Below are 16,269 nucleotides of genomic sequence, written 5' to 3' on the forward strand. Positions count from 1 at the left end.
CAATACTATGACAGCAGAAGCGCTGAGCAAGGTAATCGTCAAAGGAATGGAAGAAAAAAAAGCTTCTGACATTCTGGTGATGGACCTAAGAAACATCAAAAATACCGTAACTGACTTTTTTGTGATTTGCTCCGGAAACTCTGATACCCAGATTGACGCCATCTCCAAATCCATTGAAGAAGAAGTTCACAAAGCCGGAGAATCACCCGCCTGGAAGGTTGAAGGCAAGGCAAATGGACAATGGATCCTCATGGACTATGTCAATGTGGTAGCCCATATTTTTCTTAAGGATAAAAGGGAATTTTACGGATTGGAAGAACTCTGGGGTGATGCAAAAACAACCCGAATCCACTGACCATTCGGATAAACTTTCAAAAGGTTAATCCGTTTTAGCATAAGTTTAAAGAATTACCAACAAAGCGATGAGCGAAAAAAATAAAAATAAAAGTTTCACCCCAAAAGCTCCCCAAAAGCCCAATTTTCAGCTTTGGTTGATCATTGCAGCGGTCATGGTGCTCCTGGGTCTTACCTGGATTCAGCAGAGAGGCGCTGTCATTGATGTCACTCAAAAGCGATTTGAAGATATGTACATGGCAGGAGATGTGGCAAAAGTGGTTATCGTCCGTAACATGAACCGAGTTGATGTTACCTTGAAGCCAGCTGCACTCCAAAACAGCAAATACAAAACCGAACTGGAAGCCAACTCTGCTTTTTTCAATCCGGCAGGACCACACTATTCACTTCAAGTAACTACTTCAGATAAATTTCAGGCCGATTTCCAGGCATTGGAAGAAAAAATGCCAGAAGAACAACGTATTGGTTTTTCTGTGACTAATGAAGAGAACTGGAGCAGCTACTTTGGAAGCTTTGGATTCCTAATATTGCTCTTTGTTTTCTTCTGGTTTATGATGCGTCGAATGGCCGGTCCATCAGGTCCGGGAGGACAAATCTTCAACGTAGGAAAATCAAAAGCTCAGCTTTTTGATGCGGAAAACAAGGTCAAAATCACTTTTGACAATGTGGCTGGTTTGGATGAAGCAAAAGTAGAAATTCAAGAAATCGTTGAATTCCTGAAAAACCCATCCAAATTCACCAAACTAGGAGGCAAAATCCCGAAAGGTGCCCTCCTTGTAGGCCCTCCAGGTACAGGTAAAACCTTGCTTGCAAAAGCAGTAGCTGGTGAAGCAGGCGTTCCTTTCTTTACACTTTCAGGTTCTGACTTTGTCGAAATGTTTGTCGGGGTAGGTGCAGCAAGAGTACGTGACCTATTTAAGCAGGCCAAAGAAAAAGCCCCATGTATCATCTTCATCGATGAGATAGATGCGATCGGTCGATCTAGAGGCAAGGGCCAAATGCCCGGTTCCAATGACGAACGTGAAAACACCCTAAACTCCCTCTTGGTGGAAATGGACGGATTCGGAACTGATTCTGGAGTGATCGTATTGGCAGCTACCAACCGTCCAGACGTATTGGACAGCGCCTTGCTGAGACCTGGACGATTTGACCGTCAGATCTCAATCGACAAGCCAGATATCGCAGGTCGTGAGGCGATATTCAAAGTACACCTCAAGCCGATCAAAACTGCTGAGGATGTAGATGCCAAAAAACTGGCCGCACAGACTCCGGGATTTGCGGGTGCTGAAATTGCCAACGTTTGTAATGAAGCAGCCCTCATTGCGGCAAGGAAGAATAAAGGCGCTGTGGATATGCAGGACTTCCAAGACGCGGTAGACCGGGTGATTGGCGGCTTGGAGAAAAAGACAAAAATTATTTCTCCTGAAGAAAAGAAAATCGTGGCTTATCACGAAGCTGGACATGCGGTGGCAGGTTGGTTCCTTGAGCATGCCGATCCGTTGGTAAAAGTTTCCATCGTGCCTCGTGGCGTAGCCGCATTGGGCTATGCCCAGTATTTGCCCAAAGAGCAATTCCTCTATCAGACAGAGCAGCTGATCGATGAGATGTGTATGACTTTGGGAGGTAGAGCCGCTGAAGAAATCATCTTCGGAAAAATCTCAACAGGCGCCCTGAGTGACCTGGAGCGGATTACCAAAATGGCTTACTCCATTGTTTCCGTCTATGGTATGAACGAGAAGCTTGGCAACATTTCATTCTACGACAGCAAAAGTGACGGTTACCGAATGACCAAGCCTTACTCAGAGGCAACAGCCGAAATGATCGATCAGGAAGTAAGCAAGCTGATTCAGTTTGCCTATAATCGTACTCTTGATCTACTCCGCAAGCATCACAACGAATTGGAAACACTTGCTCAAGAGCTTCTTGAAAAAGAAATCCTATTCCAAACTGATCTGGAAAGATTGATAGGTAAACGACCTTTTGAGAAAGAAACTACCTACCAAGCCTTTACCAACAAGAAAGATGCGGCAGCAGTGGTGGAAGAACCTAAAGCGGAAGCAGAAGAATTAGCTAAAGCAGAAGAAACATCTTCTTCGGAAACTCCGCAGGTTCCCGATGAAAAAACAGAAAAATAACAGAAAGAGCCCCAAACCACTTGGGGCTTTTTTATTTTTGCGACCCGACCCTATCTTTAGTCTATGCAATCCCCCATTTTGGACTTTCCTCTTCAAGGTAAAAAACTCTTTTTTGCATCCGATTTTCACTTGGGTGCTCCCAGCCATCAGGAGAGTAAAATCCGCGAACAGAAAATCATCAGGTGGCTGGACTACATCGCTGACGAGGCAGCAGCTCTTTTTCTGGTAGGAGACATTTTTGATTTTTGGTTTGAATATGGAGAAGTGATCCCAAAAGGATTTATCCCTTTCATTTCCAAGATTTCCCAGCTTCGAGACCGAGGCATTCCCGTACTTTTTTTCACCGGCAATCATGACTTATGGATGAAAGATTATTTCACCGTAGAATTAGGAATTCCGGTATATCAGCACCCGATTGAAATTTCGGTTGAAGGCAAAAAAATCCTGGTCGGTCATGGGGATGGACTGGGTCCGGGCGACCAAACTTACAAAGTCCTGAAAAAGGTATTTACCAATCCCTTTGCCCAATGGCTATTCCGTTGGCTTCATCCCGACTTGGGTATCCGTCTAGCTAAAGCTTGGTCGGGTCACAGCCGGATTACCAACATTGCCAAAAATGAAAACCATTTTCTGGGAGATGATGAATGGCTTTGGCAGTATTGTAAGGATTTGGAAAAACGGGTTCACCATGACTTCTATATCTTTGGCCACCGCCATTTGCCTCTACAATTGGACGCCGGAAAAAATGCGACCTATTTTAATCTGGGAGAATGGGTCAGTCAAAACACCTACTTGGAGTTTGATGGGACCAAAGCCAACCTGCTTACTTTCGAAAAATGAGACTGCTCGGGTGGATATTTCTATTTGTTTTGCCTGGATTGACAAAGGCCCAACAGGCCTTGGAATGGGGCAATCCTATCGCAACTATATCAATTGATCAGTCCGATCTGATATCTCTGGATACCCGGGATCAGATTTTTGCAAGCACCCAAAACGGGGACATTTATCTTTTTGACCAGGAAGGAAAGCAAATCAATCTATTTTCACCTCCCAGACAAGGCAAATTGCATCAGCTAGAAGCTTCCTGGACGGTGAATATCTTCAGTTTTTCGGCTGATCTTCAGGAACACCGAATTCTCGACCGATTTCTGAATCCTTTGGCCGAAAACACCTTTCTTCCAAATGACATCACCCTGCCCAAAGCCGCCACCTTGGGCAACAACAATATCATCTGGATCTGGGATGAATCCGATCTTTCCTTAAAAAGCCTCAATTACCTTCAGAAACAAATCATCCAATCCCAGCCACTCAACTTGATTTTGGATTTGCAAAATCTGACTGTGAAAGAAATCAGGGAATTCAAAAATCGCCTGTTTATGAATATCCCCGAATCAGGGATTTTCATTTTTGACAATCAGGGAAATTCCCTCCAGAAACTTCCTATCCAAATTGATCAGAGGCTTTGTTTTTACAAAGAGCGGATATTTTGGATTGAAAAAGATTCACTCAAAAGCTTCTCTATTAGGACCCAAGAAGAGGCAGAATTTGGAAAAGTCCCCGTAAACCACATCCAATCCATTCAAATCGGTCAGGAAATCCTTGTTCTTCAGTCTAATACCGAGCTTCATGTTTTCAAATTGCCCCAAGAGCTGAAAAATCTGAAGTGAATGGAATCTTTTTTAAAACCATAATGGAAAAATAAAAGCCATGGATGGTGTGTCCGATTTTTGAAGGAGTAGAATAGGATTTCACCTGTGCACACCTTCGAAATCTCCTAGAAAGCCAAGAAAAAAACCGACCAAGTTTCCTCAGCCGGTTTCTAACTTCTTATTTCCTGTATCAATTGATCGCTACCAGTTCAATATCGAAAATCAGGTCTTTTCCCGCCAGTTCATGATTGGCATCAAGGGTAATTTTTTCTTCATCCACAAATACTACTGTCACCGGCATCGGCTGCCCTCCTCCACCTTGAAGAACCAATTGAAGACCAATCTCAGGCGTAATATCCGGTGGTACCTGTGTCAAAGGCACATCAATCATCATCTCCTGACGACGCTCTCCATAAGCCTCAGCAGCAGGAATAGTCACGGTCTTTTTATCTCCTATAACCATACCGTACACCGCTGCATCAAAACCTTTGATCATATTACCGTCTCCTAATGTAAAACTTAAAGGAGATCTGGACACCGAGGAATCAAAAATGCTCCCATCTTCCAATCTTCCGGTATAATGGACTGCTACGGCATCCCCTTTCTTTGCTTGCATGTGTTTATCTTTTAGTGAGTTGTAAAGGTAAGGATTAAAAATCGGACACCCAACCGGACAACCTGTCCGAAAACAGTATAAAATCGTACATTTTCGGACACTTTTTACAATAAATCTTTCCATATTGCCATAAAATCCACTTGGCACCATTTTCCCACTAGTGTCATCAAACAACCAAGCATGGAAGCGCAAAACCTCGGAAAAATCCTGATCATCGACGATAACGAAGACCTACTCTTCGCCGCCAAGATGCTTTTGAAAAAGCATGCCAAGGAAGTAGTCATTGAAAAAGATCCACGACGAATTCCTTTTTTGATCAACAACAACAGCTTTGACGTCATTCTTTTGGACATGAATTTCCGGGAGGATACCACTTCCGGCAAAGAAGGCTTTTATTGGCTAAGCCAAATCAAAGAAATCGATCCCAAAGCAGTGGTCATCCTGATCACTGCTTTCGGAGATGTCGAAATGGCTGTTCAGGCTTTGAAAGAAGGGGCGACTGACTTTATCCTTAAGCCTTGGCAAAATGAAAAATTGCTGGCCACGCTTCATTCTGCCATCAAGCTTAAGGAAAGCTATAACCAGGTGGATCAGCTTCAGAAAAAGCAAAAAGCCCTTCAGACTGACCTTAAAAAACCTTACGCTGACATCATTGGAAGCTCAGCTTCGATGAAAAACATTTTTTCTATCATCGACAAAGTAGCTCAAACCGATGCAAATGTTCTCATTTTGGGTGAAAATGGTACAGGTAAGGAACTTATTGCCAGAGCGATCCATGAGCGTTCTCATCGAAAGGACGAAATCTTTGTTGGCGTAGATATGGGAGCCATTACCGAAACCCTTTTTGAATCCGAACTCTTCGGACATAAACGAGGGGCCTTTACCGATGCAAAAGATGACCGTGCCGGACGTTTTGAAGTGGCAGATAAGGGCACACTTTTTCTCGATGAAATCGGAAACTTATCTATGCCTTTGCAGTCCAAACTGCTCACTGTCCTACAAAAAAGAGAGGTAACCCGCATTGGTACCAACAAGCCGATTCCAGTGGATATCCGATTGATCTGTGCCACCAATATGCCCGTGCACGACATGGTGCAGGACCATACCTTTCGTCAGGATTTGCTTTACAGGATCAATACCGTGGAAATCTTTCTTCCTCCACTCCGTGAGCGGCAGGATGACATCCCGCAATTGGCCAATCATTTCCTGAAGCAGTATTCCCAGAAATACCGAAAGAACTTCACCGGCTTCAAGCCAGCTGCGATGGAACTCTTACAGCGTTATTCCTGGCCAGGAAATATCCGGGAACTCCAGCATGCCATCGAGCGAGCCATCATCATGGCCGAAGGCAATGAACTCGATACCCGAGACTTCTTTTTCCTTTCAGCCAAACCAGCCTCAGAAAAAGTGCAATCAGCCGTGACTTTAAATCTCGATGATATGGAGCGAAGTACCATTCAGCGAGCCATTGACAAAAACGGCGGCAACATCTCCAAAGCTGCCAAGGAACTCGGACTCACCCGTGCTTCTCTCTACCGAAGACTGGAAAAATATGGATTATAAAGTCGGTTTGCTGGGCAGGATTGCCCTGGTGGCAGCATCGCTGTTTTTTCTGGTCTACGGAATTTTTGGTGAATGGGGAGTCTTTATGATTTCCCTTTTGCTCATTTTGGTCGTATTCCAGATTATTTTCCTGCTCAGGTATTCCGAAAGTTCATTTAAAAAAGTCCGACTTTTCCTCGATAACATCAAGCAGGACAAGTACACCCAACTTTACCCTGTAAAGTTTGATGGCACAGAGACAGATGATCTACACATTGAGTTCAACGCCATCTTGGCAAAACTGAAAGAAGATCAGGCAGAAAAAGAAGCCAACTATCAATATTTTCGCTCGGTCTTCAAGCACCTGAGTATTGGCCTGATCACCTTTGGGGAAAACGGGGAAATCCAGATACTCAATGTAGCGGCCAAGCGCATCCTCAATGTGGACGAGCTCAAAAACATCTCCGAGATAGAAGGAATCAATAAAGAACTCCACCTTGCGATCCAGAATCTCCGTACCGGTGGCAGCGAACTCATCAAAATCGCCCATCCCGACGGCATCATGCAACTTTCGGTCTATGTGATTGAATTGCTGATGAGAGGAGAACGATTCAAGCTCGTTTCCCTGCAGAATATCCAGTCCGAACTAGAGGAAAAGGAAATGGAGGCTTGGCAAAACCTCGTGAAAATCCTGACCCACGAGATTATGAACTCCATAGCTCCAATCTCCTCCCTCGCAGGCACCCTCAAAGGGGAACTCGAAGATCGAATCGAAAATAATCAATCCCTGAGCCCGGCAGACATGGAAGACTGCATGATGGGAATCAGCACTATCGAAAAGCGAAGTCAAGGTTTGATCAGTTTTGTGTCAGATTTCAGAAGTTTGGCGCACATTCCCACACCTAAGTTTGGAAGTATCGGTATTTCCAGACTCTTTGACCAACTTGAAATTTTACTTCAAAATCAACTCGAGGCACAAGGAATCACGCTCCGAAAAGAGCTCAATCCTGACGAATTGATCCTCTTTGGGGATCAGCATCAGATCGAGCAGGTATTGATCAATTTACTTCAAAATGCCATTCAGGCCCTGGAAGATTCTGAAGAAAAAATCATCACCTTGAGTGCTTTCATCGATGAAGCAGGTAAAATTATAATTGAGGTTTCTGACACTGGAAAAGGAATCGAAGAAGAAGCTTTGAGCAAGATTTTCATTCCCTTTTTCACCACCAAAAAGAAAGGGTCTGGCATAGGGCTTTCCCTCTCCAAACAGATCATGCGTCGCCACAAAGGGAATATTCAAGTACGATCCAGTCTTGGTGAAGGCACTACGTTTAAGCTCATTTTTAATGGATAAGCTCAAGTAGGCAGTCTTTGGATGGTTAGCGAGGGGTAAAAACGTTCGTAGGAAACTTTAAATTGAAAACCAGATGACCTACTTAATGTAAGAAATGGAAAGATGAATAGTGCCCGACTCCTGATTTTGCTCTTCATTCTCCTCAAAGTTGCCCTCCAATACTTTGCGGTACATCCGGGATTTGAGCTACACAGGGATGAATTTTTACATTTGGATCAGGCAGATCATTTGGCATGGGGCTATTTGTCAGTTCCTCCCCTGACTTCTTGGATTTCAGTTTTGATCCGGGAATTGGGCAATACTGAGTTTTGGGTTCGGTTTTTTCCAGCTCTTTTTGGAGTATTGACATTGGTTGTCATTTGGGATTTGGTCGGTCGCTTGGGAGGAGGACTCTTTGCGAAAAGTCTTGCAGCAATTGGACTGCTTTGCTCTGCCTTGATTCGGCTCAACATCCTCTATCAGCCCAATTCATTCGATATTTTTGCCTGGACCTTGGTGTTTTACAGCTTGATCTGTTTTGTACAAAGCCAGGAGAGGAAATGGCTGTATTTTTTAGCTGTCAGTTTTGCCTTGGGATTCTTAAACAAGTACAGTATCGGATTTTTGGCCATGGGGCTGATGCCTGCACTTTTGATTTTCAAAAGGGAAATTTTCAGGCAAAAGGATCTTTATGGTTCATTCCTATTGGCTTTTATTCTCATTCTTCCCAATCTGGTCTGGCAAATCCAAAATGATTTTCCTTTCCTCACCCACATGCGATTGCTCAGCAAGTATCAACTGGTGAACAACAGCCGAGCAGGGTTTCTCAGTGAGCAGGTACTCTTTTTCTATCCTTCACTTTTTGTATGGTTGGTGGGTCTTTTTATGTTGTTTTTTTCATTTAAGAATCGGCCTTTCCGTTGGATTGCTTGGGCTGTCATCTTTACGCTGTCTTTATTTACTTTTTTCCAAGCCAAAGGATACTATGCCATTGGGCTCTATCCCGTTTTGATTGGATTTGGAGCCATCCAATGGGAATCATGGTTAAAGGAAGGTTGGCCAAACCGTCTCCGCCCCGTGATTCTAATTATTCCTCCTGTCCTATTCTTTCCCGCTTTCACACTTATTCATCCAATTTACAGCCCTGAAAGACTGGAGACTCAGCCGCCAGCTTACTCCAAACTTGGCCTCAATCGTTGGGAAGACGGGAAGGAATATCTGATTCCTCAGGATTTTGCAGATATGCTGGGATGGAAGGAGTTGGCCAGTCTGGTGGACTCCGCCTATCAACAAATGCCCAAGGATGAGCGAATTCTCATCATCTGCGACAATTACGGGCAGGCTGGTGCGATAAATTTTTACTCCAAAACACCGGGATTGCAGGCCTTGACCATGAATGCGGATTACCTGTTTTGGTTTGATTTAGAGCAAAAAGTGGATAACCTTATTCTGGTTTGGGAAAAAGAAGAACAGATCACAGATCGTGAAAAAAGTGCGTTTTTAGAGTATATAGAATTCGGAAAAATCACCCATCCTCTTGCTCGTGAAAAAGGCACTACAGTCCATTTTCTCAGGGGGGCAAAAGTGGATATCAATGAGATACTTCGAAAAGAAATAAGGGAAGAGAAGAAAACGTGGGAAGGTGGCTTCCTAACTGATAAAGAATAAATCAATCCAATCTCGCGTCGAGGAAAATTTTCAAGCACATTTATCTTTTTGATAGAATAGATCGTTTTTGGAATTAAAAACTTAGAAAATCAGGAAAAGCCCATGAAATCCTTTAAGCCGAAAAAGGGTGTTTTGATCCATAGCATCATTCTACTTTTGGTAAGCTTACCCTTTTTTATTTATCTGATAGATAGCGAAACGATTGAAACCCATCCTATCATACTCTTACCCCTGATTTCACCGCTTATTTTCATCCTTTGGTTTTACCTGGGTACAAGCTATAAGCTGGAAAGCGATCAGTTATACTACAAAAGTGGATTTATCAAGGGCAGAATCCCAATTTTTGAAATCCGAGAAATCCACAAAGACACAACCCTCTGGGCCGGACTCAAACCTGCACTTTCCAGCGGAGGCATTATTATCAAACACGGAAAATTTGATGATATCTATATTGCTCCAGAAAATAATGAGGAATTGATAAGGGATCTGGTAAAAATCAATCCCTCAATCAAGATTTTGGAAAGGGGCAACTAGTTTTAGCACATTCAGCTTTTAGATCGACATCCAAGAAGTCAATTTGCCAAATTCTGAAAAACGAGTAATCATCAATTTCCAGGTTGCAAATTCTTTCGCTAGAAAAAAATTGACCAAGGAGCTTAATCCTTTAATTTCGAAATTGAAAATTAAAGCTCGTCCTCACCCAACACCGAGCGTTTCTTCCGACCCATTCCCCCATTTCCCATGCGATTGCTCTTTCTTTCTATCTCGATTTTATTACTTGCTGGTTCTGGGTTTTCCCAAACCACCTCATCCGCAAAGGGAGGCAACTATACCCAAGAAGCCAAAAAACTGAAAGATCATCCGGCCATCCAATCCGCTTTTGAAGAAATCGAACGACTCAATTCTCAAACCATCGAGGAGTTAGTCCTCCTCAATGAAATCCCCGCTCCGCCTTTCGGAGAATCCAAGCGGGGAGAAAAATACCGAGAACTTCTCCTAAATGCCGGCGGCGTCACCGTTTGGAAAGACTCCATCGGGAATATTCTCGCACTGAGAAAGGGAACAGAAGGCAAACGAACCATCGCACTCGATGGGCATCTCGACACTGTTTTCCCGGAGGAAACCGATGTGCGTGTCAAGCGAAGAGGGGATACGCTTTTTGCACCCGGAATTGGGGACAATACTCGTGGGCTCATGGTGGTACTCACCGTCCTGAGAGCTATGGAAAAGGCCAATATCCAAACAAAAGACAATATTTTGTTTGTGGCCTCGGTCGGTGAAGAAGGCAACGGCGACCTGCGCGGTGTCAAGTACTTGGTGGACCGCGGGGAAGTGGATCTCAATGGATGGATTTCTATCGACGTTTCCGGAGTTGGATTAGTCGCCAATCGTGGCACGGGTTCGCTCCGCTACAAAGTAACTGTCTCCGGTCCGGGAGGGCATTCTTGGGGAGACTTTGGCTTGGCCAATCCTCACCATGCCTTGGGTCAGATGATACATGCCTTTTCCGATGCAGCCAGCCGATTTACTTCTTCCGCAACATCGAAAACCACCTTTAATGTGGGCAAAATCGGAGGAGGCACTTCGGTAAATTCCATTCCTTTCGAATCTTGGATGGAAGTGGATATGCGTTCGGAAGAAGATCAAAACCTAAGCAGTATGGATTCGATTTTCAAAAACTCGATTAAGCAAGCCTTGAAGGAGTACAATGACAACCGAAAAACAGGTCCTGCTTTGACACTTCATCTGGACCAAATAGGCTTTAGGCCTTCAGGAATGACACCCGAAGAAAGTTCCCTCGTGCAGCGATCAAAGGCCACTTTGGAAGCCTTTGGTGTAAGTCCTCGATTAGGTATCATGTCGGGAAATGCCAACTGGCTCATGTATCGGGGAATCCCCGCAGTGACAATCGGTTGGGGAGGCCAAAGTGACAAAGCCCACTCCCTCGATGAGTGGTGGATGGATGATAAGGGCACCCTAGCCATCAAGATAGCCTTGCTGACATTGGTAGCGGAGTCTGAGTTGGCGAATTAGAAAAACAAAAAAACAACTACCTATTACTGTGATTAAATGAAAGACCTAGGACATTTCCAAAAATTCCCTAGGCTACTCCGACTAAAACGCATATCTTAATTTCAAATACGACTTAATCTTTATTTGAATGCGTTTCCTTTTTATCTGCTTTTTCCTCATTGCTCAGACTTCTTTCTCCCAAACCAAAGAACTCCGAGCCTATGCTTCTGCGAGTACTGAACTCAGCGGTAAGCTTTTCAACACACAAACAGGCAAATTTCTATCCGAAGAAGAAATCCAAAAGCTAAAGGCTGAGACCCCCAACTTCCGATACGAACCCGTCTATGACGTAGCCGGCAAGGTGGAAAAATACCTATTCAATCCCGCCGACCCTCAAAAAGTCGTTCGCAGAAATCCAGCCCTACAACCCAAAGTAGGCGAACTTTTTCCTGAATTTGTATTTCAGACCGTGAAGGGAAAGGAAGTTACCCCTGCTTCACTTAAAGGAAAATGGACCCTGCTTTATTTCAAAAATTCCCTTTCAACCCTGCATCAGGCCCAATTTGATCAATTGGTTTCAGACCTAAGTGAAGCTTCAAAGGAGGCAGAAATCGAAGCGATTGCCATTTTCAGCTACGATGAGCCAATCGAAACCCTACTCGAAAATCGCCCCATCGACGGAGTCAAAAACGGAAACGGATTTTTCCATCGTTTTCACCTGACCTCCATGCCCACTGTCTTTTTGATCAATCCTACTGGCCAAATCGAAGCCAAGTTTGAGGGAACTGCACCGATTGAGTTTAAGCGATATTTGGAAAAATAAATAGACACATTTAAGGGATTGAAGGCTCTACAAGGTGGTTTTTCAAAAAATCCCACTTCACTTATTTCACTTGCTACTTCGCTTAGAAACTCTAAAAACCAAAACCTTCCGCCCTCTTTATCCGCTTAAATAGCTGGTAAAAAATCACACAAATAAACTTTACAAGCTATGAATGGAAGTTACAAAGGAGTCATGCTCGGAACCATTGTTTCTTGGATCCTTTTTGGTCTGATCGGTTTTGGACTATGGGGTTGCCCGACGTACAATGTCTGGCAGCAGGAAATGTCAGGTAGGGCTGAATTTGCCAAGGCCGAGCAAAACCGACGCATTTTGATTGAGGAAGCCGCTGCCAACCTAGAGGCCGAAAAACTCAATGCCCAAGCAGAAGTGGAACGTGCCAAAGGAGCTGCTGAAGCGATTGCCATCGAAAACGGTGCAATCTCAGAAAAGTACATCCAATACCTATGGGTGAGACAGCAGAAAAACCTTTCTGACAAAACGGTCATCTACATCCCTACTGAAGCCAATCTGCCGATTTTAGAGTCCACTCGTGGCCTACAAATCCCCCAGGGCCCTAGGCCAGAGTAAAGTTCCCCCTTTGTAAATCACTGAGATTTAGTTCATTCTCAACATCAAAAGAAAGAATTAAGCGGAGTAAATAGCTCCGCTTTTTTTTGTGTGCATTCTCACAAATAGTGAAAAAAGACTGAACAAGCGCAAGCGACGAATACACGTCATGTAATGTCAATGAATCCAAATCCATTCCTGCCTATCCAATTTTGGTTTTTTGAGCTTAGCCAGTTTGAAACTTGCCATAAATCCTGAAATCGATCATCGAAGACCATCTCCCTTTGATTTCATTGATTTCTTGTAATCTCTCAAATTGGTTAGAATGCTCATAATCAGCGCAGCAAAAAAAAGAGAGGCTGTAAGCACATCTACCCATCGCTCAGAGACAGAAACTGAGAATAGGGTGGTGATTAGAAAGTGGATATAAGAATTGAAGGGAGTGGGATAGCCCAATTGATCCCTGATTTGCCAGTGCCAGTCGGTCAGAAAACAATAGCCAAATCCGTAAAAAAAGCCCAAGCCAAACCAAGAAAAAGCGGTCAATCCCAGTGTGATCAAATTCCACTTCCGCAGAGGCTTGACCATCCACCCAAAAAGGTTGAACAAGATCAAGCCAATATGAAAGACAAAAAAGAAGGTATTGGCAATTTGATAGAAGATTTCCACTTAACCAAACTAAGTGATACGGCTCATTTTACCTAGGCCACCTCTGGAAAAGTCATTGTTTTCTAGCTACTTTAAGGAGAGGAAATCTTCCACTATCCATCTCCCATGAGAAAACTTCATCTTCTCTTTCTCTTCAGTCTTTATTTTATCCCTGACTTCAATTTTGCCCAAGGCACTATCTCCATTGAGGTAGGAAAACCTTTAAATGGAATAACAACGGTGAAAATTGGAGGAAAGGAATTATCAATGCCAAAACCCACCCCCTTAGTCAGTTACCAAATCAATGAAGAGCATTTTTCAACGGTTAACCCCTCTACTGCACTGAGTATTTCTTTCGAAAAACTGGCCCGCCCCGATGGTGAACTGGAATTGATTCTCAGCTTCACCAACATTTCCCAAGACACCATACAGCTGCACAATGTGCATCCCTTTTCCTCGGATGGCAATGAGGCTTTGATCACAGGAAAAGGCAAACATTCCCTTTCCCGTACCCATCTTTTCCTCCCTGACAAAACACCTGTCAATGTAATCGTACCAGACAATGCCTGGGATCTCGGTTATGCAGCCATTTCTCTTTCAGAAAAAGATAAGATCGCTGCCCTGACTCGTAGGGATAGGGAAAGCATCCAGAACGGTACTCGTCGACGCTTCGAAACCGTACTTTTCCCCGGAGGAAAAGTCAATTATCACTTTTATGCCCTCAGCTATTCGGGAGATTGGCAAGCGGGTTTGACCCGGATTTTTCAGGAAAAAATGCTCTTTGATCTCAGCGGTTTTGATAATTCTCTCTTCGAACGAGAGGACTTGAAGTGGATTCGACACAGCTATGTGATGCACTTGATGTATGCTTGGGATAAGTTTTATTACGATTTGGAAAAGGGGGAATATACCCTGCAATTTTTTTTGGAGCGAGGAAAAAAACTTTATGGCGGGGATGAGGTGATCAGCATCTGGCCGACCTGGCCAACCTTGGGACTGGATCAGCGCAATCAGTTTGACCTCTTCCAAGACCTTCCAGGAGGCTTGGAGGCCATGAAAAACCAAGCGCGAATGAGTCGAGACAAAGGGACCCGTTTCTTTGTCTGCTACAATCCTTGGGACGAAGGCACCAAAAGTAAAAACCACTTCGAAGGCCTGTATGACCTGATTTTGGCGACGGATGCGGACGGGGTGGTCTTGGATACCAAAGCTGAGGCCGGAAGGGAATTTCAGGACGCCGCCGACCGAGTTAAGCCCGGCGTGATCATGTACAGCGAAGGGATGGCCATCCCGAGAGCCATGCCAACCATCGTCTCCGGACGTGTGCACAATGCGCTCTATTACCCGCCCATGCTAAACCTGAACAAGCTGATCAAGCCCGAGTTTGCCATCTTCCGAGTGGCTGAACTCTTCAAAGAGAAGATCCGACGGGAGTTTGCCACGGCCTTCTTCAATGGCTATGGCACCGAGCTCAACATCATGGCTCCCGGCCAACCTGACTGGGTGGAAGAGCAGTATGCTTTCCTGGGTAAAACCAGCAGAATTCTGAGAGAAAACACCTTCAATTTCACATCCAGAGGATTAACACCCCTAATTTCCACGCGGGTGGACAGCCTTTGGGTAAATGAATGGAAAAGAGAAGAAAAGACCCTGTACACCATCTACAGCATTCGACCTCAGGGATTTAAGGGATTACTGTTTGAGGTAGAGCCAAGAGAAGACATGCACTTTGTAGACCTTTGGCATCACAAACTTCTGACTCCTGAAGAGAAGGAAGGGAAATGGTGGATCGAGGCACAGACAGAGGCTTTTCCCGAATACGAATTGGGTACCAACAACGAAGGAGCGGTGGACTGCATTGCACAACTACCCGTAGTTCTGAAGGCGAGCATGGATGGAGATATTTTGCAGCTCCAAACCTCGAGAACCACAGGTCAGATTCGGATTTGGGCAGGGACCCCAAGCTATTCGAAGGAAGCCTTGGAACTTGCAGCCCAAGATCAACTCGTCAGGATTTCAGATCATTTCGGAAGATTTGAGGGAGATTTTGTGATTCAGTATTTGGAAGAGGGAATTTTGGTGGACGAAACCATCGTAAACTTGAAGCCTGGCACGCCGAGAAGGGTTTCGAAGCTGGAAAAGTCAGTAAGCCCGAAATTGGAAGTCAAAGACATGATCCCTATTCCTGCGGGAGAGTTTCAGCTGAAAACCACGAATGGAGATGCCTTTATCCCCTATCCCAAACAAGATGAGGGAAAGACACTCCGCTTTGAGGCTTTTTGGATGGACAAGTATCCCGTGACCAATGCACAGTTTGAGGAGTTTTTGAAAGCCAGCAAGTACATGCCTGCGGATACCGCCAATTTCCTGAAGCATTGGGAAAACGGGAAAATTCCAGCTGGTCAGGAAAAACATCCGGTGGTGTACGTCAGCCTGGAAGATGCCCAAGCCTATGCCCGATGGGCAGGAAAAAGACTCCCCACTGAAGCCGAATGGCAATTTGCCGCTCAGGCCGGGCAAACCGGCAGGGAATGGCCTTGGGAGCAAACCACTCCTGTGACCCGAAGACTGGAACCCGTCACCGAGACCTTGACTTTTGTACATCTAGAGGGAATCGATTCCACCTTGGTCAATCTGGGAAATGGAAAACTGGATGCTGTCAGCAGCTATCCCAAAGGTGCCAATCCGCTAGGAATCGAGGACTTGGTGGGATCGGTCTGGCAACTGACCCAAGACGAGTATATGTCCGGGAGTCATCGCTACATCATCCTGAAGGGAGGTTCCTATTTCAAGCCATCAGGCAGTTGGTGGTATGTGCAGGGCGGACCAAGGGAACTAACCCATCGGCAGCAATTACTGAGAGTGAGTCAGGGTTTCGAGCGAAATGCCACGGTGGGTTTTCGGTGTGTGAGGAATTGAGG

14 protein-coding genes are annotated in these 16,269 nt (G+C 44.7%); 12 read left to right on the top strand and 2 right to left on the bottom strand.

Annotated features, from left to right (window positions below; translation table 11 throughout):
• The first annotated feature begins 7 nt into the window (after positions 1–7).
• The 4 genes from rsfS to DDT91_RS07495 all read left to right on the top strand — a co-directional run bounded on the left by rsfS (position 8) and on the right by DDT91_RS07495 (position 4,156).
• Positions 8–355: a ribosome silencing factor gene (gene rsfS / locus DDT91_RS07480; protein WP_187175531.1), complete on the top strand. Its 348-nt coding sequence runs from the start codon at positions 8–10 to the stop codon at positions 353–355.
• Between the two features lie 67 nt (positions 356–422).
• Complete coding sequence (ftsH, locus tag DDT91_RS07485) at positions 423–2,489, top strand: ATP-dependent zinc metalloprotease FtsH (protein WP_187175532.1); 2,067 nt, start codon at positions 423–425, stop codon at positions 2,487–2,489.
• Positions 2,490–2,552: 63 nt separating this feature from the next.
• Positions 2,553–3,329, top strand: coding sequence for a UDP-2,3-diacylglucosamine diphosphatase (locus tag DDT91_RS07490; RefSeq protein ID WP_187175534.1), 777 nt, complete (start codon positions 2,553–2,555; stop codon positions 3,327–3,329).
• A complete protein-coding gene (locus tag DDT91_RS07495) occupies positions 3,326–4,156 on the top strand; it encodes a hypothetical protein (protein WP_187175536.1) in 831 nt (276 codons plus the stop codon). Before DDT91_RS07490 ends, DDT91_RS07495 begins: the two co-directional genes overlap by 4 nt.
• Before the next feature lie 172 nt (positions 4,157–4,328).
• Here DDT91_RS07495 and DDT91_RS07500 read toward each other — a convergent pair whose 3' ends face one another.
• The gene (locus DDT91_RS07500; protein ID WP_187175537.1) at positions 4,329–4,754 is read right to left on the bottom strand and encodes a peptidylprolyl isomerase; all 426 of its coding nucleotides are present in this window, start codon (positions 4,752–4,754) and stop codon (positions 4,329–4,331) included.
• Between the two features lie 180 nt (positions 4,755–4,934).
• On the opposite strand from DDT91_RS07500, the gene DDT91_RS07505 reads away from it, so the two are divergent.
• The 7 genes from DDT91_RS07505 (at position 4,935) to DDT91_RS07535 (ending at position 12,721) form a co-directional block, all read left to right on the top strand.
• Positions 4,935–6,317, top strand: coding sequence for a sigma-54 dependent transcriptional regulator (locus DDT91_RS07505; protein WP_187175538.1), 1,383 nt, complete (start codon positions 4,935–4,937; stop codon positions 6,315–6,317).
• Positions 6,307–7,650: a PAS domain-containing sensor histidine kinase gene (locus DDT91_RS07510; RefSeq protein ID WP_187175540.1), complete on the top strand. Its 1,344-nt coding sequence runs from the start codon at positions 6,307–6,309 to the stop codon at positions 7,648–7,650. The genes DDT91_RS07505 and DDT91_RS07510 overlap by 11 nt, the downstream gene beginning before the upstream one ends.
• Before the next feature lie 102 nt (positions 7,651–7,752).
• Positions 7,753–9,297 carry a glycosyltransferase family 39 protein gene (locus DDT91_RS07515; protein WP_187175542.1) on the top strand — a complete coding sequence of 515 codons (1,545 nt, stop codon included), beginning with the start codon at positions 7,753–7,755 and terminating at the stop codon, positions 9,295–9,297.
• A 102-nt stretch (positions 9,298–9,399) separates the two neighbouring features.
• Positions 9,400–9,831, top strand: coding sequence for a PH domain-containing protein (locus DDT91_RS07520; protein WP_187175543.1), 432 nt, complete (start codon positions 9,400–9,402; stop codon positions 9,829–9,831).
• 207 nt (positions 9,832–10,038) lie between these two features.
• On the top strand, positions 10,039–11,331 hold the full coding sequence (locus DDT91_RS07525) for a M20/M25/M40 family metallo-hydrolase (protein ID WP_187175544.1): 1,293 nt from the start codon (positions 10,039–10,041) through the stop codon (positions 11,329–11,331).
• A gap of 127 nt (positions 11,332–11,458) precedes the next feature.
• A complete protein-coding gene (locus DDT91_RS07530) occupies positions 11,459–12,133 on the top strand; it encodes a peroxiredoxin (RefSeq protein ID WP_187175546.1) in 675 nt (224 codons plus the stop codon).
• A 168-nt stretch (positions 12,134–12,301) separates the two neighbouring features.
• Positions 12,302–12,721 carry a hypothetical protein gene (locus DDT91_RS07535; protein WP_222718618.1) on the top strand — a complete coding sequence of 140 codons (420 nt, stop codon included), beginning with the start codon at positions 12,302–12,304 and terminating at the stop codon, positions 12,719–12,721.
• A gap of 243 nt (positions 12,722–12,964) precedes the next feature.
• Here the strand turns inward: DDT91_RS07535 and DDT91_RS07540 are convergent, their stop codons facing one another.
• On the bottom strand, positions 12,965–13,369 hold the full coding sequence (locus DDT91_RS07540; protein WP_370539300.1) for a DUF2784 family protein: 405 nt from the start codon (positions 13,367–13,369) through the stop codon (positions 12,965–12,967).
• A 105-nt stretch (positions 13,370–13,474) separates the two neighbouring features.
• Between DDT91_RS07540 and DDT91_RS07545 the strand changes: the two genes are divergently transcribed.
• Positions 13,475–16,267, top strand: a complete 2,793-nt coding sequence (locus tag DDT91_RS07545) for an SUMF1/EgtB/PvdO family nonheme iron enzyme (RefSeq protein ID WP_187175547.1) — start codon at positions 13,475–13,477, stop codon at positions 16,265–16,267.
• Positions 16,268–16,269: the final 2 nt, after the last annotated feature.

This window comes from Algoriphagus sp. AK58 (assembly GCF_014324365.1).
Lineage (GTDB): Bacteria > Bacteroidota > Bacteroidia > Cytophagales > Cyclobacteriaceae > Algoriphagus.